Here is a 20,871-nt window from a genome sequence, read left to right as displayed (position 1 = left end):
TGATTAGTGATTAGTGATTAGTGGTTGCCGGCTCAGGGCCGGTGGTCGCTTGCCTTGGCGCCTATGTCCGCCGCATCGAACCACTAATCACTAACCACCAATCACGAACTGGGCTCCACCGCCTGAAGACGGCCCTCGGCTAGAGGGCCGCCCGCTTCAACGTCACCAGCGCCTGGTCGATCAGGCGGTCGTCGCCGACGGCCAGCACCTGTCCGCCGTCGTCCGGAGCCTGGCCCCGCCAGTTGACGACCTTGCCGCCCGCCGCCTCGATCACCGGGACCAGGGCGGACCAGTCCCAGGTCTTCAGGCTGGTCTCGGCGACCAGATCCATCCGGCCTGCCGCCACCATCGCATAGGCGTAGGCGTCGCAGCCCAGCCGGGCCAGCCGCGCCGCCGCCCGCACCTGCGTCCAGGCGCCCAGTTCGGCGCCGTTGAAGATGTTGGGATCGGTGGTCGAGATCACCGCGTCGGTCAGCCTGGCGCACGGCCGCACGGCCAGCGGCGTCTCGCCCCCGCTGCGGATCAGGCGCGCGCCCGACGGCCCGCCGATGAAGATTTCATCCAGATAGGGCTGGGCGATCACGCCCACGCTCGGCCGGTCCTCGACCCGCAGGGCGATCAGCGTCGTCCACAGCGGCAGGCCCGAGATGAAGGCCCTGGTCCCGTCGATCGGGTCCAGCACCCAGACGAATTCGGCGTCCGGCCGGTCCTCGCCATACTCCTCGCCGATCACGCCGTGGTGGGGATAGCGTTCGGTGATCAGCCTGCGGATCGCGGCCTCCGCCTGTTTGTCGGCCTCGGTGACCGGGTCGAAGCCCGCCTTGCCGCCCTTGTCCTCATGCCCGATGTCCGAGCGGAAGAAGGGCAGGGTGACGGCCGCGGCCGTGGCCGCCAGCTCGACGATAAAACGCTCATGTTCGGTCATGACAGGCGGCATACCCACGCGCCGCCCGCCTGTCACCGAAAGATCGCCGTCTCCCGCGCCGTGCAATGCGGCGGGGACGGCCGCCCGGACGCTGTGCAAGGCGTCGCGGGGAAACTCAGGCCGTCGCCGGGGCCTCGCCCTCGCTGTGCAGCGATTTCGCCAGATCCAGCAGGCGACGGCGCGGACGCTCGCCCAGCTGGTAATAGGCCTGGATCAGGTCGAGCGTTTCCTTGCGGGAAAACATCTCGCCACCCTGGCTGGCGGCCTCCTGGCGTTCGATGGCCTCTTCCAGACCGTCGTAGAAATAGCTGACCGGCGATTCCAGCGCTTCGGCCAGTTGCCACAGGCGGGCGGCCGAGATGCGGTTCGCGCCGCATTCGTACTTCTGGATCTGCTGGAAACGGATGCCGACCTGCATGGCCAGCTGCTGCTGGGTCAGGCCCAGCAGACGACGGCGGCGGCGAAGGCGGCGGCCGAGGTGAAGATCGATGTCCGAAGCCATGGCCCGGGTCCTCATGATGCGCGCCTGTCCCGAAGCGGGACGGCTCGCCCTCCACGCTTCAAGGGGTGTGCCGCGCTCGCGTCCCTGGGGATTACGGAAAACCGAAGTTCTTTACGGTCAAGGCAACCCTGTGGGCCAAGCGGCGTTTCCCCGGCCGAGCGTTGCTTTTGGAAGGATACGAAAATGGGTTTGGGAATTATTGGCTGGATCGTCATCGGCATCGCCGCGGGCTGGCTGGCTGAACAGGTCATGGGCCGTAATCACGGTCTGCTGACCAATCTGATCGTCGGCGTCGTCGGCGCCCTGCTCGGCGGCTTCATCGCCGGCAACCTGCTGGGCGTTCCGGTCGGTGGCTTCAACCTGATCACGCTGCTGGTCGCCTTCCTCGGCGCCTGCCTGCTGCTGTTCCTGGTTGGACTGGTCAAGCGCCGCGGCTAACTCGCCGTTCGCGTGAACCAAAAAGGGCGGCTCCGCAGGGAGCCGCCCTTTCTTTTTGAGCTCCGCCCCGATCAGGGGTCGGGGCGGAACCGGTCAGGCGCCGGGGGCGTCCGAAGGCGGCGTGGTCGGCGACATCGGCTCTTCCGGAGCGGGCGGACCGGCCGGCTGGGGCGACGTCGGCTCAGGGACGCCCGGCTGCGGCGAGGCGGGCTCGGCGGTCGGGGCCTGGGTCGTGGGATCCTGGGGGGTGTCGCCCGGGGTCGTGCTGTCGGTGGCCGGGTCAGCCGGAAGGGGCGTCACCTCGCCCGGGCGGGCGGGATCGACGGTCTCACTGCCCGGCTGTACGGGCTGCGCAGGTTGTGCGGATTGCGGCGGCGGGGCCTGCTGCGGTTCAGCCGCGGGCGGCGAGGCCGGCGGGGTCTGCGGGGTCATCCCGTCCTGGGCGAACGCGGGAGCGGTCATCAGGAGCAGGCCGGCGACGCCGGTGAGGAGCGCGGTCTTTCGCATGATGTCAGCCTTCATCTAGACGAGCAGGAAGCGCTCGCACGGGAGGGGAACACCCCCTGTTTCTGATTGTTTCGTGCGCCCGCAAATGACCTCGGGGTTGCCGTGATTGGGCGACTTCGGGTCTAGAAGGAGGCATGGGAAGGATGAACGGCGTCACCGCGAAGCGACTTTGGACCCGGGCGGCCGCCCTGGCGTTCGAGGTGTCGCCGCACATCTTCGCGGCCCTGGCGATCGCCGCGGGCACGGTGCTCCTGACCTCCGGCGTCACTCCCGCCTATGAGGACCGGCTGGACGCGATCCGCGCCATCCTGCCGGCCATCCTGATCGAGCTGTCGCACTTTGGGGCCAGTATCTCCGGCTTCCTGCTGCTCCTGCTCTCCGCCGGTCTCTGGCGTCGGCGGCGCGGGGCCTGGCTGGCGGCGCTCGTGGTGCTCGTGGTCGCCGCGCTCTTCTCGCTCCTGAAGGGTCTGGACTGGGAGGAGGCGGCGGAACTGCTGGTGCTGGCCGCGGCCCTGGCCCCCTGTCGCGCGGCCTTCAATCGCCGTTCCCGCATGTTCGAGGCCCTGTCGCCGTCGTGGGTGCTTCTGGTTCTGACCGTGGTGGTCGGCATGCTGTGGCTCGGCTTCTTCGCCTATCGCGACGTGGCCTACACCGATGACCTGTGGTGGAGCCTTCTGATCGACCGTGAGGTCTCCGGCTTCCTGCGCGTCGGCGCTGTTCTGGCCCTGCTGGCGGTGGTGCTCGCGGGCCGGTCGCTGGTGTCCGCCCCCGGCGCGCGCAGTCACGGACCCGCCAGTGAGGCCGACGCCGCCCGCGCCCTGGCTATCCTGCAGGCGGGCGAGGGCGTCCTGCCCGACGGCTGGCTGGCCATGCTGCGCGACAAGGCCCTGATGTTCAGCCCGTCGGGCCGCTCCTTCATCGCCTATCGTGTGCGCGGCCGTCGCTGGATCAGCATGGGCGAGCCGATGGGGCCGGAGCAGGAGCATCTGCCGCTGCTCTGGGCCTTCGCCGAACTGGCCGACAGCTACGGCGGGGTGGCGGTCTTCTACGCCGTGGAGGAGACGGCGCTGGCCGACCTCGCCACCCTCGGACTGGCGGTCCGCAAGATCGGCGAGGAGGCCCTGGTCGACACCGAGGCCTTCACCCTTCAGGGCAAGTCGCGCCAGAACCTGCGCACCGCGATCAATCGCTGCGAGCGCGAGGGCGCCACGTTCGAAATGCTGCCCGTCGGCGCCGCCGGCGACGTGGTCGAGGACCTGCGCGCGGTGTCCGACATCTGGCTGACCCACCACATCGGGATCGAGAAGGGCTTTTCGCTGGGCCGGTTCGATCCGGACTATCTGGCCCTGACCCCGATCGCCGTGGTCCGGCAGGGCGGGCGGATCATCGCCTTCGCCAACCTGATGCCGGGCGGCGACCGGCTGGCCGTGGACCTGATGCGCTTCACCCCCGACGCCCCGCCCGGGGTCATGGACTATATGTTCATCCACGCCATCCAGTGGGCGAAGGGCGCAGGCTATCGGTGGCTCGATCTGGGCCGCGCGCCGCTCGCCGGGCTGGAGAACCGGCGTCTGGCGCCCGTCTTCGCCCGCGTCGGCGCGCTGGTGTTCGAGGAGGGCGGCGCCCTGTACGGCTTCGCGGGCCTGCGCGCCTGGAAGGCCAAGTTCGCGCCGGAATGGCGCCCCTGCTTCATCGCCGCCCCGGCCTCGACCCCGCTGGCCCTGGCCCTGCTGGACGTGGCCCTGCTGACCAGCGGCGGCTGGCGCGGCATGCTGGGCCTCAACGCAAGAAGGGCGAGCCCTGCGGCCCGCCCTTCCGGTCTTTCAGCGATATCGGAAGACTAGTCTTCCTTGACGCGGCGCTTGCGGAAGCTGGGGTTCAGCACCGCCTTGCGCAGGCGGATCGACTTCGGCGTCACTTCCACCAGCTCGTCGCTTTCGATGTAGGCGATGGCCTGTTCCAGCGACGGACGACGCGGCGGGGTCAGGCGCACGGCCTCATCCTTGCCGGAGGCCCGGACGTTGGTCAGTTGCTTGCCCTTGATCGGGTTCACATCCAGATCGTCGCCGCGCGAGTTCTCGCCGATGATCATGCCTTGGTAGGTCTTCTCGCCGGCGCCGACGAACATGACGCCGCGATCTTCCAGGTTCCACAGGGCGAAGGCCGCCGTGTCGCCGTCCGAGTTCGAGACCAGCACGCCCTTCAGGCGGCCTTCGATGGCGCCCTTGTGCGGCTCATAGTGGCTGAACACGCGGTTCAGAACGCCCGAACCGCGCGTGTCGGTCAGGAACTCGCCCTGATAGCCGATCAGCGAACGCGACGGGCACATTAGGCTGATGCGGGTCTTGCCCGCGCCCGACGGGCCCATGTCCTTCAGCTCGGCCTTGCGGGTCGACAGCTTCTCGATGACCACGCCGGTGTATTCGTCGTCGACGTCGATCATGACGTCCTCGATCGGCTCCAGACGCTCGCCGTTCTCGCCGGTCTGATAGACCACCCGCGGACGCGAGATCGAAACCTCGAAGCCTTCGCGGCGCATGTTCTCGATCAGCACGCCCAGCTGCAGTTCGCCACGACCGGCGACTTCATAGGCGTCGGCGCCGGCGGTCTGCGTCACGCGGATGGCGACGTTGGCCTCGGCTTCCTTCAGCAGGCGGTCACGGATGACGCGCGACTGGACCTTGTCGCCTTCGCGACCGGCCAGCGGGCTGTCGTTGACCGAGACGGTCATGGAGATGGTCGGCGGATCGATCGGCTGGGCGGGCAGGGCGTCCATCACGTCCAGCGCGCACAGGGTGTCGGCCACGGTGGCCTTGGACATGCCGGCGATGGCGACGATGTCGCCCGCTTCCGAACCTTCGTCCAGGGCGGTGCGCTTCAGGCCGCGGAAGGCCAGGACCTTGGTGATGCGGCCCTGTTCGATCTGCTTGCCGTCGCGGTCCAGCGCCTTGATGGCCATGCCCGGGATGGCCTTGCCGCTCTCGATACGGCCGGTCAGGATCCGGCCCAGGAACGGGTCGGACTCGATCAGCACGTTCAGGATCTGGAACGGCTTGTCCTTGTTCGCCTGCACGGCGGGCGGCGGCACGTGTTCGACGATCAGGTCGAACAGCGGGGCCAGGGTGTCGGACTTCTCGTTCATGTCCAGCGTCGCCCAGCCGTTCCGGCCCGAGGCGTAGATGTGCGGGAAGTCCAGTTGCTCGGGCGACGCGCCGATGGCCTCGAACAGTTCGATGGTTTCCAGGTGAACGCGGTCCGGATCGGCGTGGGCGCGGTCGACCTTGTTGATGCAGAGGATGGGACGCAGGCCCATCTTCAGCGCCTTGGTCAGCACGAATTTGGTCTGGGGCATGACGCCCTCTTCGGCGTCCACCAGGATGACGCAGCCGTCCACCATGCCCAGGATGCGCTCAACCTCGCCGCCGAAGTCGGCGTGGCCGGGGGTGTCGATGATGTTGATGCGGGTTTCGCCCGCCTTGCCGTTCCACAGCACCGACGTGGCCTTGGCCAGAATGGTGATGCCGCGCTCTTTTTCCTGGTCGTTGGAATCCATCGCGCGCTCGGTCTGCGCTTCGTTGGCTCGGAACACGCCCGATTGGGCCAGGAGTTGGTCGACCAGCGTGGTTTTGCCGTGGTCAACGTGGGCGATGATGGCGACGTTGCGCAGATTCATATGGGTATCGCGAATGGGCGGCCGGAACGGTTCGGGCCGCTGGGTCAGGGCGTAAATGCGGGAAGGCGCGCGCCTCTTACAGGCCCGAACGCCGAAACGCCAGTGCGCGCGGAGCACGCACTGGCTTAACTCGGGTCTCTATCGCTCCGGAAAAGGGCGATCAGAGGGCGATCAGACCTTGGCCGACCGGCTGCGGATCCAGCTGTACAGGGCGAAGGTCAGCACAGCGAAGGCCGCGACGCCGGCCGCCATGGCGGGCCAGGCCGTGTCCTTGGCGATCATGGCGAAGGGCTCGTCATTGCCGGTGCTGACGATGACGCCCGCGGTCATCACCAGGAACAGGCTCTCGCCCACGATCAGGCCGGACGCCAGCAGAACGCCCATGCGGCGGCCCACGTCGGCGAACCGGGTGCCCTTGATGGCCTTTTCATAGATCCAGCCCGCGACCGCGCCGACGACCAGCATCGTGGTCACGGCGGCGGGCAGGTAGAAGCCGATGCCGACGGCCAGCGGCGGCAGCTTCATCCGGCCGCTCGTCGCCTTGGACAGCACGGCGTCCAGCACAATGATGAACACCGCGATGACGGCGCCCAGACCGATCAGGTCCCAGCGCAGCCCGCCCTCGATCACGCCCTTGGCCAGCGCGGAGATCAGGGTGGCCTGGGGCGCGGCCAGCGGCGCGTCGGCGATCCCCTTCGGTCCGCCCGCGAAGCCGAAGGCCTCGTTCAGCAGGTTCAGGATCAGGGGGATCACAATGGCGCCGGCGCCGACGCCGATGATCAGGGCGACCTGCTGTCGCCACGGCGTCGCGCCGACCAGCTGGCCGGTCTTCAGGTCCTGCAGGTTGTCGTTGGCGATCACGGCCACGGCGAAGACCACGGCGGTCACGATCAGGGCGAAGGCCACGACCGACGGATCGGCCGGCACCCCGGCCAGCGACAGCACGCCCAGCATCAGCACCGAGGCGATGACGATGGCGAGGATGCCCACGCCCGACACCGGGCTGTTCGACGAGCCGATCAGGCCGGCCATGTAGCCGCAGATGGCGGCCACGGCGAAGCCGATGACGATGACATAGACCAGTCCGCCCCCGACCAGCAGGGCGGTCGAGCCCGCCAGCGTCGGATTGCCCTGCGCGAAGATCGCCAGAATGGCGGCGATGCCGACCAGACAGACGACCGACAGGCCGGCCACGATGTTGATCGGAATATCCTGTTCGGTGCGGTCCAGCGTCTCGCCGTGCTTGCGGCGACTGTTGGCGGCCAGCGCCGAGGTCAGGCCCCCGACCAACGGCCCGGCCAGCTTGATCAGGGTCCAGATCGCGGCCACGCCGATGACGCCCGCGCCCATGAAGCGGACTTCCTTGCTCCATACCGTCCCGGCCAGTTCCTCGGCGCCCACGCCCGCGGGCAGGGTTGTCGCGATGGACGGGATGTTGTGCGCCGTCAGCCAGGCGATCACGTCGGGGCTGGTGAGCAGCGGCACGGCGATGGCCCAGGCCAGGATCAGGCCGAACAGCTGGGCCAGGCCCACGCTCAGGCCGATCAGGTGGCCGGCGCCCAGCAGGGCGAACTGCATGCCGAAGCCCATGCCCGTGGCCCCGCCGCCCAGCGCCGCGGGCAGTTTGATGAATCTGGAGGCCTCGCCCACGAACACCCGGCCGGCGACCAGCAGGGCGTAGCCCGCGGACACCACGGCGCCCGTGATCACGACCCACAGGCCCGCCGCGTTCTCGCGCACGGCGCTCTCGTCTTCCTCGGCCCCGCGCGAGCCGACGGTCAGCACCTCCGCCGCCGCCACGCCTTCGGGGTAGGGCAGGCCGGCGTCCACCACCAGCGCCCGGCGCAGGGGGATGGAGAAGGTCACCCCCAGCACGCCGCCGAAGATGCAGATCGCCACCGACTCCCAGAACGGGAACTCCAGCCACCAGCCGACCATGACCAGGCCGGGCAGCACGAAGATGATCGAGCTCATCGCCCCGCCCACCGACGCCACGGTCTGGACGGTCATATTCTCCCAGATGGTCGAGGTGCGGAACGCCCGCAGGATCGCCATCGAGATCACCGCCGCCGGAATGGCCGAGGCGAAGGTTAGGCCGACCTTCAGGCCCAGATAGGTGTTGGCGGCGGTGAAGATCACCGCCAGCAGACAGCCCAGGACCACGGCCCGGATCGTCAGCTCGATGCGTTTGCCGCCGGTCACGGCCGGCGTTGTGGTGTCCGTCATGACGGCCCTCTCCCGATGTTGCGCGGACCTAAGCTCGAAACAGCGCAGGCGTCGAGAGCCTTGCGCGATTGACACTTCCCCCGCCGCGTCGGACCGTCCGGGAAAATCGGGGAACGCCATGCACAAGACACTCATCGCCGCCGTCATCGGCCTGCTCTGTCTGGGCGGGGCCGCCAACGCCCAGGGCGCGCCCGAGGCGCTGGTGAAGGCGCGGCAGGCGGGCATGATCCTGTCCGGCTCGGTCCTCGGCGGCGTCAAGGCGGCCACGGACGCGGGCCAGGCGCCCTCAACCCAGCGCGGCGCCACCCGCGCCTTCGCCCGCTGGGCCCACACCCTGCCCGACCTGTTCCCGGACGACACCGCCACGGTCGAAAGCGGCGCCCGGCCCGCCGTCTGGTCCGACCGCGCGGGCTTCAACGCGAAGGCCGCCGAGTTCGCCGCCGCCGCCGACCGCCTGTCCGAACTCTCGCAAGGCGAGGACGCCGCCGCCTTCGCCGCCCAGCTCGCCACGGTCCGCTCCGGCTGCCAGAGCTGCCATGAGGCGTACAAGGAGTAGGCGGCGAGCCCGGCCAGTGATTAGTGGTTCGTGATCAGTGATTGCCGCTTCGCTGGCAGCGCCCGGTAAAGCGCCGCGTTGTGCTCAAACCACTAACCACTAACCACTAACCACTGGCGTAGCCCTCCCCATGCCCGAACTCCCCGAGGTCGAAACCGTCCGACGCGGCCTGCAGCCGGTGCTCGAGGGCGCGCGCCTGTCGAGGACGCGCCAGAACCGGCCCGACCTGCGCTTCCCCTTCCCCGACCGCTTCCCTGACCGGCTGGACGGCGCCGTGGTCGAGCGCATCGACCGGCGCGCCAAATACCTGCTCATGCGGCTGTCGACCGGCGAGACCTGGGTCACCCACCTGGGCATGACCGGCCGCTTCACCCTCGACGGCCGCCAGCTGGGTGAGTTCGAGGAACCCGCCCCCATCGCCGGCAAGCACGAGCATATGAGCTTCTGCGCCACGAAGGACGCCGCCACCCACCGCATCGGTTTCGCCGACGCCCGCCGCTTCGGCTTCATGGGGCTGATCCCCACCGATCAGGTCGAAGGCCACCCTTGGTTCGCCGGCATGGGCCCCGAGCCGCTGGGCAACGCCTTCTCCGGCGCCCATCTGGCCGAGGTCTTCGACGGCAAGAAACAGAACATCAAGGTCAGCCTGCTGGACCAGCGGATGGTCGCCGGCCTGGGCAACATCTATGTCTGCGAGGCCCTCTACCGCGCCCGCATCTCGCCCCTGATCGCCGCCGGAAAGGTGTCGAAGCCCCGCCTCGAAACCCTCGCGGCCCGGATCCGCGACGTGCTCAATGACGCCATCGAGGCCGGCGGCTCCACCCTGCGCGACTTCGCCAACGCCGAGGGCGGCCAAGGCTATTTCCAGCACCGCTTCGACGTCTACGGCCGCGAGGGCGAACCCTGCCGCGGCGAGGACTGCACCGGTGTGGTGAAGCGCATCGTCCAGGCCGGGCGGTCCACCTTCTACTGCCCGAGCTGCCAGCGGCGGTGACGGGAAGTGGTTAGTGGTTAGTGAGTAGTGGTTCGATGGAGCAGGCAGCGTTGCACGCCGACTTGGCGCCGGCGCCCGCGGCGGCCAACCACTAATCACTAGCCACTAATCACTTCCCATCCGCTACCCTCACCGCCGCCCCTCCACCCTCCCAGGCCCCCCAACGCCCCATGCGCAAGACCCATCTCTGGATCAGCCTGATCGTCGGCGTCGCCGTCTGGGGCGCCTATTTCGCCCACTTCCTCCAGTCGCTGCGGAGCGACGGGACCGGCGGCCTCGTCTGGTGGTTCCTCGGCGCTCTCGCGGTCACCGTCCTCGCCGAGACGGTCGCCACCGGCCTCATCGGCTGGCTGTTCCGCCGCCGCGCCCGCGCCCTCGACGAGGGCCCCACCCTGCAGGCCGCGCTCAAGGCCGCTCACGTCGCCCTGATGCTGCTGATCCTTCTGGTGCTGGTCGCCGCCCTTCTGCTGGCCCTCGCCTCGCAGTTCGGCTGGACCTTCGACCTGTCCGGCCCGCGCGGCCAGGTCATCGCCGCCAACGCCCTGCTGGCCATGGTGGTGATCGCCGAGCTGCTCCGCGCCGCCCTGACCCTGGCGCTCCTGCCGAGGCGGTGACGCCGCCCGCGACGGCGTGCCCGACCCGTCGACCGTTGCGCGGTGATCCGCTAACCACTAGCCACTAACCACTTTCAGCCCCCACTGCCTGCCGCCGGAGCCCCCATGTCCGACACCTATTCCAACCTCCTGATCGAGCGTCACGCCGACGGCTATGCGGTGGTGACCCTGAACCGGCCCGAGGCGCTGAACGCCCTCAACTCGGCCCTGTTCGCCGACCTCGCCGCCTTCCTCGACAGCGTCGAACACGACGACAGCGTTCGCTGCCTGATCCTGACCGGCTCGGGCGACAAGGCCTTCGCCGCCGGCGCCGACATCAAGGAGATGGCGGACCAGACCTACGCCCAGATGTACACGGGCAACTATTTCGCCCTCGGCCACGACCGCATCACCCGCTTCCGCAAGCCGATCATCGCCGCCGTCAACGGCTTCGCCCTGGGCGGCGGCTGCGAGCTGGCCATGCTGTGCGACTTCATCATCGCCAGCGAAAAAGCCAAGTTCGGCCAGCCCGAGATCAACCTCGGCGTCGCCCCCGGCATCGGCGGCTCCCAGCGCCTGACCCGTCTGGTCGGCAAGTCCAAGGCCATGGACATGGTCCTGACCGCCCGCATGATGGACGCATCTGAGGCCGAACGCGCCGGCCTCGCCAGCCGCGTCTTCCCCCACGACGACCTGCTGGACGAGACCCGCAAGATCGCCGCGAAGATCGCGAGCCAGAGCCCGCTCGCCGTCATGGCCAACAAGGAAATGGTCAACGCCGCGCTCGAGACCACCCTGACCCAGGGCGTCCAGTTCGAACGCCGCCTGTTCCACTCCCTCTTCGCCTTCGAGGACCAGAAGGAGGGCATGGCCGCCTTCGTCGAAAAGCGGAAGCCGAGCTTCACGGGCAAATAGGCCCACCGTCTCCTCCCCCATCGGGGGAGGGGGACCGCGCGAAGCCCGAAGGGCGCAGCGGGGTGGAGGGGTTCTCCCCCTACACTCGGTCTCATTCCTCCCCCGTCGGGGGAGGGGGACCGCGCGAAGCGGGGTGGAGGGGCGCCGGCCTCAGGCATCCCTCCCCCGACCTCAGAAGTTCAGCGTCGCCGTCAGGTTTTGCGCCGATCCGCGCGACCCCGGAGCCAGTCGCAGCGTCGTGGGCGGGGCGGCGCGGCGCACGTCCTGATCGGGGCCGAGGATTTCGCCGGTCAACTGATAGCTGCGGGCCCCGTCCATCAGTCCGGGGAACACCTCCCTGGCCAGGGGAATCCGGGCCGCCCCGACCGGACCCCCGTCGTCGGTGCGCAGGGCCAGCGCCTCCGCCACGACGCCGCCCGCCGCGTCCAGCAACCTCAGCCGCAGCTGTTCGCCGCGTTGCAGGTCGGAGCCGCTTCCGGTCAAGGCGACCGGCATCCAGACGCTCACGTCTCCCGGCGCGATGTCGGGCGCGCGCCAGATCACCGGACCCATCCGGGTCTGCGCCGGTCGCGCTTCCGGCTCCCGTTGCGCCGCCACGGCGACCGTCCCTCCGGCCACGACGGCCACAAGGGCGGCGATTCCGGCGGCGGCGCTCATCCGGGCGCGGCGGTTCGCCGGGGCGGCGGGGCTCAGGACGGCTTTCAGGCGATGCATGGCGGTGGTCCTTCCGGCGCCGGTGAAGGTGAGGGCGGGCAGGGCGCCCACGGTCTGCGAACCGGCGCGGGTCCGCAGGGCCTCGATCAGCGATTGGGCATAGGCGCGGCGGGTCTCGATCCCGGCTCCGGCCAGGGCGACGGCGTCGCAGGCCTCTTCCCGCGCCGCCGCCCGGCGGGCCCGCAGCAGGGGCATCAGCGGATTGGCGGCCAACAGGGCCAGCGCCAGTTCCTCGATCCATAGCGCGCGATGGTCGCCGCGCTTCAGATGCGCCAGTTCATGGGCGATCACCTCCCTCAGCACGGCCGCGTCTCCGGAAAGAGCCGTCGGCAGCACCAGCCGCGCAAACCTCAGACCGGTCAGCAGCGGTTCCGCCGTCGCCGGGCTGACCACCACGACCGGCGCCGGGATCCGAAGGCCGCGCGAAACCTCACGCACCAGATCCGTCATGGCCTCATCCGCCGCCTGTCCGTCCGTCAGAAGCGCAGACAGCTTTCGGGCGCGTCGGGTCAGCACCAGCAGGCGCAGCAGGATCAGCGCGCCCGCCGCCAGCAGGATCGCGGTCGCGAACAGGCCGGGGTCAAACGCCATCGCCGTCGTCCCGGCCGCTGCAGGTCCGGCGGTCGCCGCGATCGGCGCCGCCCCCACGGGCGCCGCCGTGGGCGCCACAACCTCTCGCACCGGCGCAGGCGTGATCAGCAGCAGGGCCGTCGCCACGGGCGGCAGCAGAGGCATGATCAGGGCTGCGCCCCAGGTTCGATCCCTCAGGCCGGGGTCGCCGGTCATGCGCTCCACCAGCGCTCCACCCGCCAGACCCGCCGCCGCCACGCCGACCGACAAACCCAGCGACAGGACCAGCATCTCGACCGCGCCCATCATTTCGTCTCCGCGTCGTCGGCCAGCGCCTGTTCCAGCGCGGCGATGTCGTCCGCGTCCAGAAGCTGGCTGCCCGAGAAGGCCGCGGCGGGCAGGGGGCCGTCGATCTCCAGCAGGGCGGACAACCGCTTCATCATGCCGCCGATCACCGCCACCTTGGGCTGGGTCGCTTCATAGACGGCGACCCCATGCACCTCGCGACGGATCAGCAGGCCCTTGGTCCGCATCCGCTCCAGCACCGTCCGCGTCGTCGAGGAGGTCCAGCCCAGCCCGTCCGCGATCCGCGCCAGCACCTCCCGCGAACTCAGCGCCCCATCCCGCCAGAAGGCCTTCAGCACATCCAGCTCGGCATCCGTCGGCACAGTCGGTTCGGTCATGGCGCGGTCTTTCGTGACGTTCGTCGCCACAGCGTTACAACTGTAACCAACGAGCGTCAACTGTCGCGCAGTTCCTCCCTTTTGCCCCGGGTCAACGGAACCATCCGGCAATGGCGACGCTTCGGGCGAATGCAAAAGACCAAGATGAACCCCCGTGTCTTCTGGGGGGCGAGCCTCGTCATCGGGCTGCTCCTCGTGCTCGCAACCGCGGCGCCCGGCCTTTCGGACCGCATCTTCCAGGCCGCCCAGGACTGGGTCATCGACACCTTCGGCTGGTTCTACATCGCCGCCGTGGCGGGCTTCCTCGGCCTGGTGCTGATCCTCGCGCTCGGCCCCACCGGCGCGCTGAAGCTGGGGCCTGACGATGCGGAGCCCGACTTCCCCTATATCTCGTGGCTGGCCATGTTGTTCGCGGCGGGGATGGGCATCGGCCTGATGTATTTCGGCGTCGCCGAGCCGATCCAGCATTTCGTCAGCCCGCCCGCCGAGGCCGGCGGCACCTTCGCCGCCGCCCGCGAGGCCATGGGCATCACCTTCTTCCACTATGGCGTCCATGCCTGGGCCATCTATGCCCTGGTCGGGCTCAGCCTGGCCTTCTTCGCCCACCGCAAGGGACTGCCCCTGACCCTGCGATCAGGCCTGTCGCCCCTGCTCGGCCGGCGGACCGACGGCCCGATCGGTGACGCCGTCGACATCTTCGCCATCTGCGGCACGGCCTTCGGCATCGCCACGTCGCTGGGCTTCGGCGTGTCGCAGATGAACAGCGGCCTGTCCTATCTGACCGGCATCCCCAACACCGCCTGGGTCCAGGTGGGCCTGATCGCCGTCGTCATGGCGGCGGCCACCCTCTCGGTCATGAGTGGTGTCGGCAAGGGTGTCCGGCGCCTGTCGGAACTGAACCTGACCCTCGCCGTCCTCCTGATGGTGTTCGTGCTGGTGCTCGGACCGACCGGCTTCCTGTTGAAGGCGCTGGTGCAGAATTTCGGCTTCTACCTGGACCACTTCTTCGAACGCACCTTCACCCTCTACGCCTATGAGCCCCGGGCGTGGATGGCCGACTGGACCCTGTTCTACTGGGCCTGGTGGATCGCCTGGTCGCCCTTCGTGGGCATGTTCATCGCCCGGATTTCGCGCGGCCGGACGGTGCGCGAGTTCATTCTCAACGTCCTGCTGGTGCCTGCCGGCTTCACTTTCCTCTGGATGACGGTCTTCGGGAACACGGCCATCAGCCTCGACATGGGGACGGCCGCCGGAGCGATCTCACAGGCGGTCACCGCCGACCTGTCGACGGCGCTCTTCCATTTCCTGGAATATCTGCCGGGCGCGGCCGTGACCTCGACCCTGGCCATCCTGCTGGTGGCGGTCTTCTTCATCACCTCGGCGGACTCCGGCGCGCTGGTGATCGACACCATCGCGTCGGGCGGGGCGGACCAGACCCCGCGCTGGCAGCGGATCTACTGGTGCCTGTTGCTCGGTCTGGTCGCCGCCCTGCTGCTGCTCGCGGGCGGTCTGGGCGCGCTCCAGGCGGCCACCCTTGTGGCGGCCCTGCCGTTCACCGTCATCATGATCCTGATCTCGGTCGGACTGGTCCGTCAGATGAACGCCGACCTTTCCGGCCTGACCCTCGAAACCGAGGCCCCGCCCCTGTCCGAGCAGCTCAAGCGGATCTTCTCTCCCGCCAACCGAAAGGAGATCGATCGCCAGATCGACCGCAACGCCCTCCCGGCGCTGGAGAGCGTCCGCGACGGCCTGCTGGCCGAGGGACTGGCCGCGGAGGTGTCCCGGGACGAGGACGGCGCGTCCCTGTCGGTGGACGTCGCGGAGGGCCGCGCCTTCCACTATCGTCTGGTCGCTGTCCGCCGCGCCCGCCCGGTTCTGAGCGCGCTCGATGCTCCGGAGGCCCGCCGCCCGATGGAATGGCGCCTCGCCGCCCGTTCCGATGATGTCGGCCGCCCCCGCGACGTCACGGGCTTCACCCGCGACCAGATCGTGGCGGATGTGCTTGAACATCTGCAGCGCTGGAGGCGAGGATGAACAGGCGCGCAAACCGGGTCAGACTCATCTTGCCCCCCTCCACCCTTTCCGCTATAGCCGCCCGCTCTTGAGATTTCCGCACGCTGTGGACCTGGGTTCCGCGCGTTTTCCGTTCGAAGGTTTGACTGATGGCCAACAATCCCGGCGCCAAGAAAGCGATCCGCAAGATCGCGGCCCGCACCGAAGTGAACAAGGCGCGTCGCACGCGCGTCCGCACCTTCCTGCGCAAGTTCCAGGAAGCGGTCACCGGCGGTGACGCCGGCGCCGCCAAGACCGCGTTCGTCGAGGCTCAATCCGAGCTGATGCGCGCCGTCACCAAGGGCGTGGTTCACAAGAACACGGGCTCGCGCAAGGTGTCCCGCCTGGCCGCCCAGCTGAAGAAGATGTCGGCCGCCTGATTTTTCGGGCGCCGGACGGCCTTTCACAGGCCTGTCATGGTAAATACGAGTGATTTCAACGGCGAGGGCGCGCAAGCTCCCTCGCCGTTTGCACGTGCGCGGGTAACCGTTGTCACGCGAATTGGCGCTCGCGTCTGTGGCGAAATCTGGATTTCCCAAGGCGGCGGCGACACTTGCCGGAGTCAACAATTTTAACTGCAAATTGAGTCGCGAATCAGCGTTGACCCACCCTTCGCCGGGCGTAAGTTCAAGGGGCTGACGCACTTCCATCCCCACACGGATGAAGACGGCGCGGAACCCTGTTCTGCACCGGCGTGAGCCGTCTGATTGAGAGAACGACCCCATCCGGGCGGCGGCGACGCTGCACCGGGCCGGAGAAGTCGTCCCTGTGATCGGTCGGTTCAGAAGGGCGTCGCGTGATGGATTTTGCGGCGGGTGTCTGTTCGATGATGGGGAGCGCGAGAATGGCGGGGATGACGGATCCGGATCATATCTGGACCGAAGCGGCGGGACGGCTGCGCGGTGAGATCGGCGAGGGGGCGTTCAGCTCCTATATCGCGCCGTCGGCCGTGCGCGTGGACGGCGCCGGTCAGCTGATCCTGGTGACGCCGACCGCCTATGCCCGGGACTGGGTCCGCAAGAACGCGCTGCGCCGCATGAACGAGCTGTGGCTGGGGCTCGACGCCCAAGCCCGCCATCTGGACGTCCGCTGCCGCGCCGAGATGGGCTCGGTCGCCCCCGCCTCCCAGGTCGCCGCCGGCCGCGCCGCCGCGCCCCTCTCGGGCGGCAATGTCGTCGCCCTGCCCCACGCGTCCATGCCGATCGCCACGGTGCCCCCGGTCGCCGACGGCGCCCGCGCCGTGCGCGCCGCCGGTCTGCAGGACCGCCTGACCTTCGACAGCTTCGTGGAAGGGCAGGGCAACGCCTTCGCCCTGGCCATCGCCCGCCAGGCCGCCGCCTGGGCCGACGGCCATTTCAACCCGATCTTCTTCTGCGGCCCCTACGGCTACGGCAAGACCCACCTGCTCAACGCCATCGCCTGGGAGGCCCAGCGCCTGCGGCCGGACGCCAAGGTGGTCTATCTGACCGCCGAACGCTTCCTCTCGACCTTCGTGCGCGCCATGCAGGACCGCTCGACCGCCGCCTTCAAGGACAGCCTGCGCAGCGCCGACATGCTGCTGATCGACGACGTCCAGTTCGTCGGCGGCAAGGCCTCGACCCAGGAAGAGCTGCTGTCCACCCTCACCGCCCTGATCGAGGACGGCAAGAAGATCATCCTGTCGGCCGACAAGCCGCCGATGGCCCTTACCGAGGTCGAGCCGCGCCTGCGCAGCCACCTCGCCTCCGGCCTGACCTGCCCGGTCGAGCCCGCCGATCGCTCGCTGAAGCTGGCCGTGGCCCGCAACCGCATCGAGGCCCTGGCCAAGCTGGGCGTCGTCTCGGGCGAGGTCCGCGCCGATGTGCTGGAGCATCTGGTGGACCGCACCCCCGGCTCGATGCGCGAGCTCGAGGGCGCCGTGAACACCCTGGCCGCCGTCGCTGGCGCCCGCCTGTCCACCCTCGGCCTCGACGAGACCCAGGCCCTGCTCGGCTCGGCCCTGCGCGGCGGGCCCGAGCGCCGCATCACCGTCGACGAGATCCAGAAGACCGTCGCCGACCACTTCACCCTGAAACAGGCCGACCTGCTGTCCGAGCGCCGCACCCGTGCGGTCGCCCGCCCGCGCCAGATCGCCATGTATCTGTGCAAGCAGCACACGACCCGCTCCTACCCGGACATCGGCCGCCGCTTCGGCGGGCGCGACCACACCACGGTCCTGCACGGCGTCCGCAAGATCGAGGAGCTGATCGCCCAGGACGAACAGATCGCCCGCGACGTCGAGGCCCTGACGCGCAAGCTGCGCGGCTGAGGTGGCTTCGCCGCGTGATTGGTGAAGAGTGAGTGGTGGGTCCCTGTGGCCGGCGCCGGCGGTTATCCCGGCCATCCACTGACCACTATCCACCAATCACTTTCCGCCCGGACGCCGGCCTGTGTTGCTCCATCCAGCCAATCCGCTAGTGTCCATTCCCCATAGATTACCGGCGACTCTCGGTGAGTCGCTGCGGGGCGAGACGACATGCAACTGACCATCGAACGATCCGCGCTTCTGAAGGCCCTCGGCCACGTCCAGAGCGTCGTCGAGCGTCGCAACACCATTCCGATCCTGTCCAACGTCCTGCTGTCGGCGGGTCGTGACAAGCTCAGCTTCGCCGCCACCGACCTCGACATGGAGATGGTCGACGAGGCCGAGGCCGTGGTGAACGTCGAGGGCCAGATCACCGCCCCGGCCCACACCCTTTACGAGATCATCCGCAAGCTGCCGGACGGCGCCGAGGTCTCCCTGTCCTATTCGGGCGACGACCCCCGCCTGCTGGTCCAGGCCGGCCGGTCGAAGTTCAACCTGCCGGTCCTGCCGGCCGGCGACTTCCCGGTCATGTCGACCGACACCTCGGGCGCCCGCTACAGCCTGCCCAAGGAAGACTTGGCCCGTCTGATCGACAAGACCCGGTTCGCGGTCTCCACCGAGGAGACGCGCTACTATCTGAACGGCCTGTATCTGCACACGGTGGCCGAGGGCGGCATTCCCCTGCTGCGCGCCGTGGCCACCGACGGTCACCGTCTGGCCCTCGCCGAGACCCCCGCCCCCGAGGGCGCCGCCGGCGGTCCGGGCGTCATCGTCCCGCGCAAGACCATCGATCAGGTCCGTCGCCTGCTGGATGACGGCGTCGGCGCCGTCCAGGTCCAGGTCAGCCCGCAGAAGATCCGCTTCGAGTTCGGCGAGGCCTCCCTGACCTCCAAGGTCATCGACGGCGCCTTCCCCGACTACATGCGTGTCATCCCCAAGGGCAATGACAAGCAGGCCGACATCGACAACGCCCTCTTCTCCAAGGCCGTCGACCGCGTCGCCACCATCTCGGCCGAGAAGAGCCGCTCGGTGAAACTGGCCTTCGAGCTGGACCGCGTCACCCTGACCGTCCGCAACATGGAAGCCGGCCAGGGCGTCGAGGAGGTCGAGATCGGCTATTCGGAAGAGCCCTTCGAGATCGGCTTCAACGCCCGCTACCTGCTCGACGTCGCCGGCCAGATCACCGGCGAAACCGCCCACTTCAAATTCGCCGACCCGGCCAGCCCGACCCTCGTCCTCGATCCGGGCGATCCGGGCGTCCAGTATGTGCTGATGCCGTTGCGGGTGTGATTTCAGGTGATGGGTGGTTGGTGATTGGTGATTGCTGGATCGCGAGCGAGCCCGTTCGGGCAAAAGCGACGATGCACTGGCCGCCAATCACCAATCACCCATCACCCATCACCCCTTGATCACCGCCCTCACCCTCACCGACTTCCGCTCCTATGCGAGCGCGACCCTGCCCATCGCGGCGGGGGCGGTGGTGCTTCACGGGCCGAACGGCGCGGGCAAGACCAATCTGCTTGAGGCGCTCAGCCTCTTCACCCCCGGCCGCGGGCTCCGGGGCGCCACCGCGCCCGAGATGGGCCGCCGCGAACCCGGCGAGGCGACGGGCCGGGCTTGGGCGGTGGCGGCGATCCTGACCGATGCGGACGGCGAAACGAAGCTCGGCACCGGCGTCCAGACCGCGGGCGCCGCCCGCCGCATCGTCCGCATCGACGGCGAGACCGCCCAGCCCGGCCGGCTGCTGGATTTTCTGCGGCCCGTCTGGGCCACGCCCGAGCAGGACCGGCTGTTCTCCGACGCCCGCGCCGCCCGGCTGAAATTCTTCGACCGGCTGGTCTTCGCCGATCGGCCCGACCACGCCGCCGCCGTCTCCGCCTATGAAAAGGCCCTGCGCGAGCGCCTGCGCCTGCTCACCGACGGGGCGGAGGGCCGGGCCGCCGACCCGCTGTGGCTCGACGCCCTGGAGATCCGGCTGGGCGAGGCCGGGGCCGCCGCCGCCATGGCGCGCGCCGCGGCCCTGACCACCCTTCAGGCCGCCATCGACGCCCGCGACGACCGCCCCTTCCCGCAGGCCGACCTGGGCCTGACCGGCGAGGCGGAAGTCATGGCCGCCTCGGGCGCTGACGCCGACGCCATCGCCGCCGCGATCCGCGAGGGGATGGTCCGCTCCCGCCCGCGTGACGCCGCCGCCGGACGCTCCCTGTACGGCCCGCACCGCTCGGACCTGACCGCCCTGCACCGCGAGAAGAACCGCCCCGCCGCCGAGGGGTCCTCGGGCGAGCAGAAGGCCCTGGTCCTCAACCTGATCCTGGCCCAGATCACCCGCCTGTCGGGCCAGGCCGCCGCGCCCATCCTGCTCCTCGACGAGGCCCCCGCCCACCTCGACACGGCCCGCCGCGCGGCCCTGTTCGACGAGATCGAGGCGCTGGGTCTGCAGGCCTTCATGACCGGCACCGAAGCCGACCTGTTCGCGCCGCTGCAGGGCAGGGCGCAGTTCGTGCGCGTGGCCGACGGCGGCTTCGACTGAGCCGTGTCCCGGTCCTGAGCGCCATCACCGTTCACCTCTCCATCGCCCCTTCAAGGCGATGGAGAGGACAGATCGGCGCCTTCGCCGATCAGGAGAGGGCGGCTCCGTCGAAGCCGGAAAGGCGCCTCCCCTCCCGATGGGAGAGGGCTTGAGCGAACGGCGGCGCAGCCGTCGTCCTCGGGCGATCCGGAGGGCGGCGCGAAGCAGCCAAAGGGTGAGGGTCGATCGACGGCATTCGGCGTCAGCCGCAGCCCTTGTCATCCCGGCCGAAGCGAAGCGGAGAGCCGGGACGCGCGGCGCACTCTTCGACGCCCTCCCGGAAAGCGCGCAGCGCTTGTCCGGGAGCAGGGTTGAGTTCACGTCCGGCTGTCGCCCGGCTCAGCCCTGACGGGCTGTCCGGGCGTGGATCATCTTGACCGCCATCGCGTCCCGGCTCTCCGCTTCGCTTCGGCCGGGATGACAAGCGGGCCTTTCTCCACAGCCCAAACGGTGTCCGTCCTCCAAAAATACGCGGGAGTTCATCCCGAACCCGCACATCCCGACCAGCTAACCCCCTGACCCCACGCCCCAATAAAAGTCCCCCAGCGTCATCTTCCCGCCTGAGGACGCGCCGCGCGCACACTCAACCCATCCCGTCGATGGGGAGGGCGTCGGATCCACGCTTCTCGAC

At 69.2% G+C, this 20,871-nt stretch carries 18 protein-coding genes; 11 read left to right on the top strand and 7 right to left on the bottom strand.

All coding sequences use genetic code 11. The features are described from left to right. Window positions 1-139: 139 nt before the first annotated feature. Both hisN and ACW174_RS04115 read right to left on the bottom strand, forming a co-directional pair. Window positions 140-925 carry a histidinol-phosphatase gene (gene hisN, locus ACW174_RS04120; protein ID WP_492016436.1) on the bottom strand — a complete coding sequence of 262 codons (786 nt, stop codon included), beginning with the start codon at window positions 923-925 and terminating at the stop codon, window positions 140-142. 115 nt (window positions 926-1,040) lie between these two features. Then, window positions 1,041-1,442: a helix-turn-helix domain-containing protein gene (locus tag ACW174_RS04115; RefSeq protein ID WP_492016435.1), complete on the bottom strand. Its 402-nt coding sequence runs from the start codon at window positions 1,440-1,442 to the stop codon at window positions 1,041-1,043. Window positions 1,443-1,610: 168 nt separating this feature from the next. On the opposite strand from ACW174_RS04115, the gene ACW174_RS04110 reads away from it, so the two are divergent. Next, on the top strand, window positions 1,611-1,865 hold the full coding sequence (locus tag ACW174_RS04110) for a GlsB/YeaQ/YmgE family stress response membrane protein (RefSeq protein WP_492016434.1): 255 nt from the start codon (window positions 1,611-1,613) through the stop codon (window positions 1,863-1,865). A gap of 93 nt (window positions 1,866-1,958) precedes the next feature. Here the strand turns inward: ACW174_RS04110 and ACW174_RS04105 are convergent, their stop codons facing one another. After that, on the bottom strand, window positions 1,959-2,372 hold the full coding sequence (locus ACW174_RS04105; RefSeq protein ID WP_492016433.1) for a hypothetical protein: 414 nt from the start codon (window positions 2,370-2,372) through the stop codon (window positions 1,959-1,961). 143 nt (window positions 2,373-2,515) lie between these two features. Between ACW174_RS04105 and ACW174_RS04100 the strand changes: the two genes are divergently transcribed. Further along, window positions 2,516-4,216 (top strand): GNAT family N-acetyltransferase, encoded by a 1,701-nt coding sequence (locus ACW174_RS04100; RefSeq protein WP_492016432.1) that lies wholly within the window; start codon window positions 2,516-2,518, stop codon window positions 4,214-4,216. Here ACW174_RS04100 and typA read toward each other — a convergent pair. Both typA and ACW174_RS04090 read right to left on the bottom strand, forming a co-directional pair. Then, the gene (gene typA, locus ACW174_RS04095) at window positions 4,213-6,045 is read right to left on the bottom strand and encodes a translational GTPase TypA (RefSeq protein ID WP_492016431.1); all 1,833 of its coding nucleotides are present in this window, start codon (window positions 6,043-6,045) and stop codon (window positions 4,213-4,215) included. The genes ACW174_RS04100 and typA overlap by 4 nt on opposite strands. A 171-nt stretch (window positions 6,046-6,216) precedes the next feature. Then, window positions 6,217-8,271: an OPT family oligopeptide transporter gene (locus tag ACW174_RS04090; RefSeq protein WP_492016430.1), complete on the bottom strand. Its 2,055-nt coding sequence runs from the start codon at window positions 8,269-8,271 to the stop codon at window positions 6,217-6,219. 118 nt (window positions 8,272-8,389) lie between these two features. On the opposite strand from ACW174_RS04090, the gene ACW174_RS04085 reads away from it, so the two are divergent. The 4 genes from ACW174_RS04085 (at window position 8,390) to ACW174_RS04070 (ending at window position 11,329) form a co-directional block, all read left to right on the top strand. Further along, window positions 8,390-8,827, top strand: coding sequence for a cytochrome c (locus ACW174_RS04085; RefSeq protein ID WP_492016429.1), 438 nt, complete (start codon window positions 8,390-8,392; stop codon window positions 8,825-8,827). 130 nt (window positions 8,828-8,957) lie between these two features. Next, window positions 8,958-9,821, top strand: a complete 864-nt coding sequence (gene mutM, locus ACW174_RS04080) for a bifunctional DNA-formamidopyrimidine glycosylase/DNA-(apurinic or apyrimidinic site) lyase (protein ID WP_492016428.1) — start codon at window positions 8,958-8,960, stop codon at window positions 9,819-9,821. 170 nt (window positions 9,822-9,991) lie between these two features. Next, a complete protein-coding gene (locus tag ACW174_RS04075) occupies window positions 9,992-10,435 on the top strand; it encodes a hypothetical protein (protein WP_492016427.1) in 444 nt (147 codons plus the stop codon). A gap of 105 nt (window positions 10,436-10,540) precedes the next feature. Then, entirely contained in the window at window positions 10,541-11,329 is a 789-nt protein-coding gene (locus tag ACW174_RS04070; protein WP_492016426.1) for an enoyl-CoA hydratase-related protein, read from the top strand. 171 nt (window positions 11,330-11,500) lie between these two features. On the opposite strand, the gene ACW174_RS04065 is transcribed toward ACW174_RS04070, so the two are convergent. Next, entirely contained in the window at window positions 11,501-12,922 is a 1,422-nt protein-coding gene (locus ACW174_RS04065) for a M56 family metallopeptidase (RefSeq protein WP_492016425.1), read from the bottom strand. After that, the gene (locus ACW174_RS04060; protein WP_492016424.1) at window positions 12,919-13,296 is read right to left on the bottom strand and encodes a BlaI/MecI/CopY family transcriptional regulator; all 378 of its coding nucleotides are present in this window, start codon (window positions 13,294-13,296) and stop codon (window positions 12,919-12,921) included. Before ACW174_RS04060 ends, ACW174_RS04065 begins: the two co-directional genes overlap by 4 nt. A 144-nt stretch (window positions 13,297-13,440) precedes the next feature. On the opposite strand from ACW174_RS04060, the gene ACW174_RS04055 reads away from it, so the two are divergent. The 5 genes from ACW174_RS04055 to recF all read left to right on the top strand — a co-directional run bounded on the left by ACW174_RS04055 (window position 13,441) and on the right by recF (window position 20,201). Next, on the top strand, window positions 13,441-15,330 hold the full coding sequence (locus ACW174_RS04055; protein WP_492016423.1) for a BCCT family transporter: 1,890 nt from the start codon (window positions 13,441-13,443) through the stop codon (window positions 15,328-15,330). Between the two features lie 128 nt (window positions 15,331-15,458). Next, a complete protein-coding gene (gene rpsT, locus ACW174_RS04050) occupies window positions 15,459-15,728 on the top strand; it encodes a 30S ribosomal protein S20 (RefSeq protein ID WP_324774211.1) in 270 nt (89 codons plus the stop codon). 419 nt (window positions 15,729-16,147) lie between these two features. Beyond that, the gene (gene dnaA / locus ACW174_RS04045; RefSeq protein WP_492017234.1) at window positions 16,148-17,635 is read left to right on the top strand and encodes a chromosomal replication initiator protein DnaA; all 1,488 of its coding nucleotides are present in this window, start codon (window positions 16,148-16,150) and stop codon (window positions 17,633-17,635) included. A 207-nt stretch (window positions 17,636-17,842) separates the two neighbouring features. Then, window positions 17,843-18,961 carry a DNA polymerase III subunit beta gene (gene dnaN / locus ACW174_RS04040; protein WP_492016422.1) on the top strand — a complete coding sequence of 373 codons (1,119 nt, stop codon included), beginning with the start codon at window positions 17,843-17,845 and terminating at the stop codon, window positions 18,959-18,961. 115 nt (window positions 18,962-19,076) lie between these two features. Further along, the gene (recF, locus tag ACW174_RS04035) at window positions 19,077-20,201 is read left to right on the top strand and encodes a DNA replication/repair protein RecF (protein WP_492016421.1); all 1,125 of its coding nucleotides are present in this window, start codon (window positions 19,077-19,079) and stop codon (window positions 20,199-20,201) included. Window positions 20,202-20,871: the final 670 nt, after the last annotated feature.

The organism is Brevundimonas sp. AVps31 (genome assembly GCF_058681355.1).
Note: the sequence above shows the minus strand (reverse complement) of the source record. Positions and strands in the feature narration are given on the sequence as shown.

Bases quoted from the DNA above. Each gene is read 5' to 3' on its own strand.
- hisN (WP_492016436.1), bottom strand. From the start codon at position 925: ATGACCGAACATGAGCGTTTTATCGTCGAGCTGGCGGCCACGGCCGCG.
- ACW174_RS04115 (WP_492016435.1), bottom strand. From the start codon at position 1,442: ATGAGGACCCGGGCCATGGCTTCGGACATCGATCTTCACCTCGGCCGC.
- ACW174_RS04110 (WP_492016434.1), top strand. From the start codon at position 1,611: ATGGGTTTGGGAATTATTGGCTGGATCGTCATCGGCATCGCCGCGGGC.
- ACW174_RS04105 (WP_492016433.1), bottom strand. From the start codon at position 2,372: ATGCGAAAGACCGCGCTCCTCACCGGCGTCGCCGGCCTGCTCCTGATG.
- ACW174_RS04100 (WP_492016432.1), top strand. From the start codon at position 2,516: ATGAACGGCGTCACCGCGAAGCGACTTTGGACCCGGGCGGCCGCCCTG.
- typA (WP_492016431.1), bottom strand. From the start codon at position 6,045: ATGAATCTGCGCAACGTCGCCATCATCGCCCACGTTGACCACGGCAAA.
- ACW174_RS04090 (WP_492016430.1), bottom strand. From the start codon at position 8,271: ATGACGGACACCACAACGCCGGCCGTGACCGGCGGCAAACGCATCGAG.
- ACW174_RS04085 (WP_492016429.1), top strand. From the start codon at position 8,390: ATGCACAAGACACTCATCGCCGCCGTCATCGGCCTGCTCTGTCTGGGC.
- mutM (WP_492016428.1), top strand. From the start codon at position 8,958: ATGCCCGAACTCCCCGAGGTCGAAACCGTCCGACGCGGCCTGCAGCCG.
- ACW174_RS04075 (WP_492016427.1), top strand. From the start codon at position 9,992: ATGCGCAAGACCCATCTCTGGATCAGCCTGATCGTCGGCGTCGCCGTC.
- ACW174_RS04070 (WP_492016426.1), top strand. From the start codon at position 10,541: ATGTCCGACACCTATTCCAACCTCCTGATCGAGCGTCACGCCGACGGC.
- ACW174_RS04065 (WP_492016425.1), bottom strand. From the start codon at position 12,922: ATGATGGGCGCGGTCGAGATGCTGGTCCTGTCGCTGGGTTTGTCGGTC.
- ACW174_RS04060 (WP_492016424.1), bottom strand. From the start codon at position 13,296: ATGACCGAACCGACTGTGCCGACGGATGCCGAGCTGGATGTGCTGAAG.
- ACW174_RS04055 (WP_492016423.1), top strand. From the start codon at position 13,441: ATGAACCCCCGTGTCTTCTGGGGGGCGAGCCTCGTCATCGGGCTGCTC.
- rpsT (WP_324774211.1), top strand. From the start codon at position 15,459: ATGGCCAACAATCCCGGCGCCAAGAAAGCGATCCGCAAGATCGCGGCC.
- dnaA (WP_492017234.1), top strand. From the start codon at position 16,148: ATGGATTTTGCGGCGGGTGTCTGTTCGATGATGGGGAGCGCGAGAATG.
- dnaN (WP_492016422.1), top strand. From the start codon at position 17,843: ATGCAACTGACCATCGAACGATCCGCGCTTCTGAAGGCCCTCGGCCAC.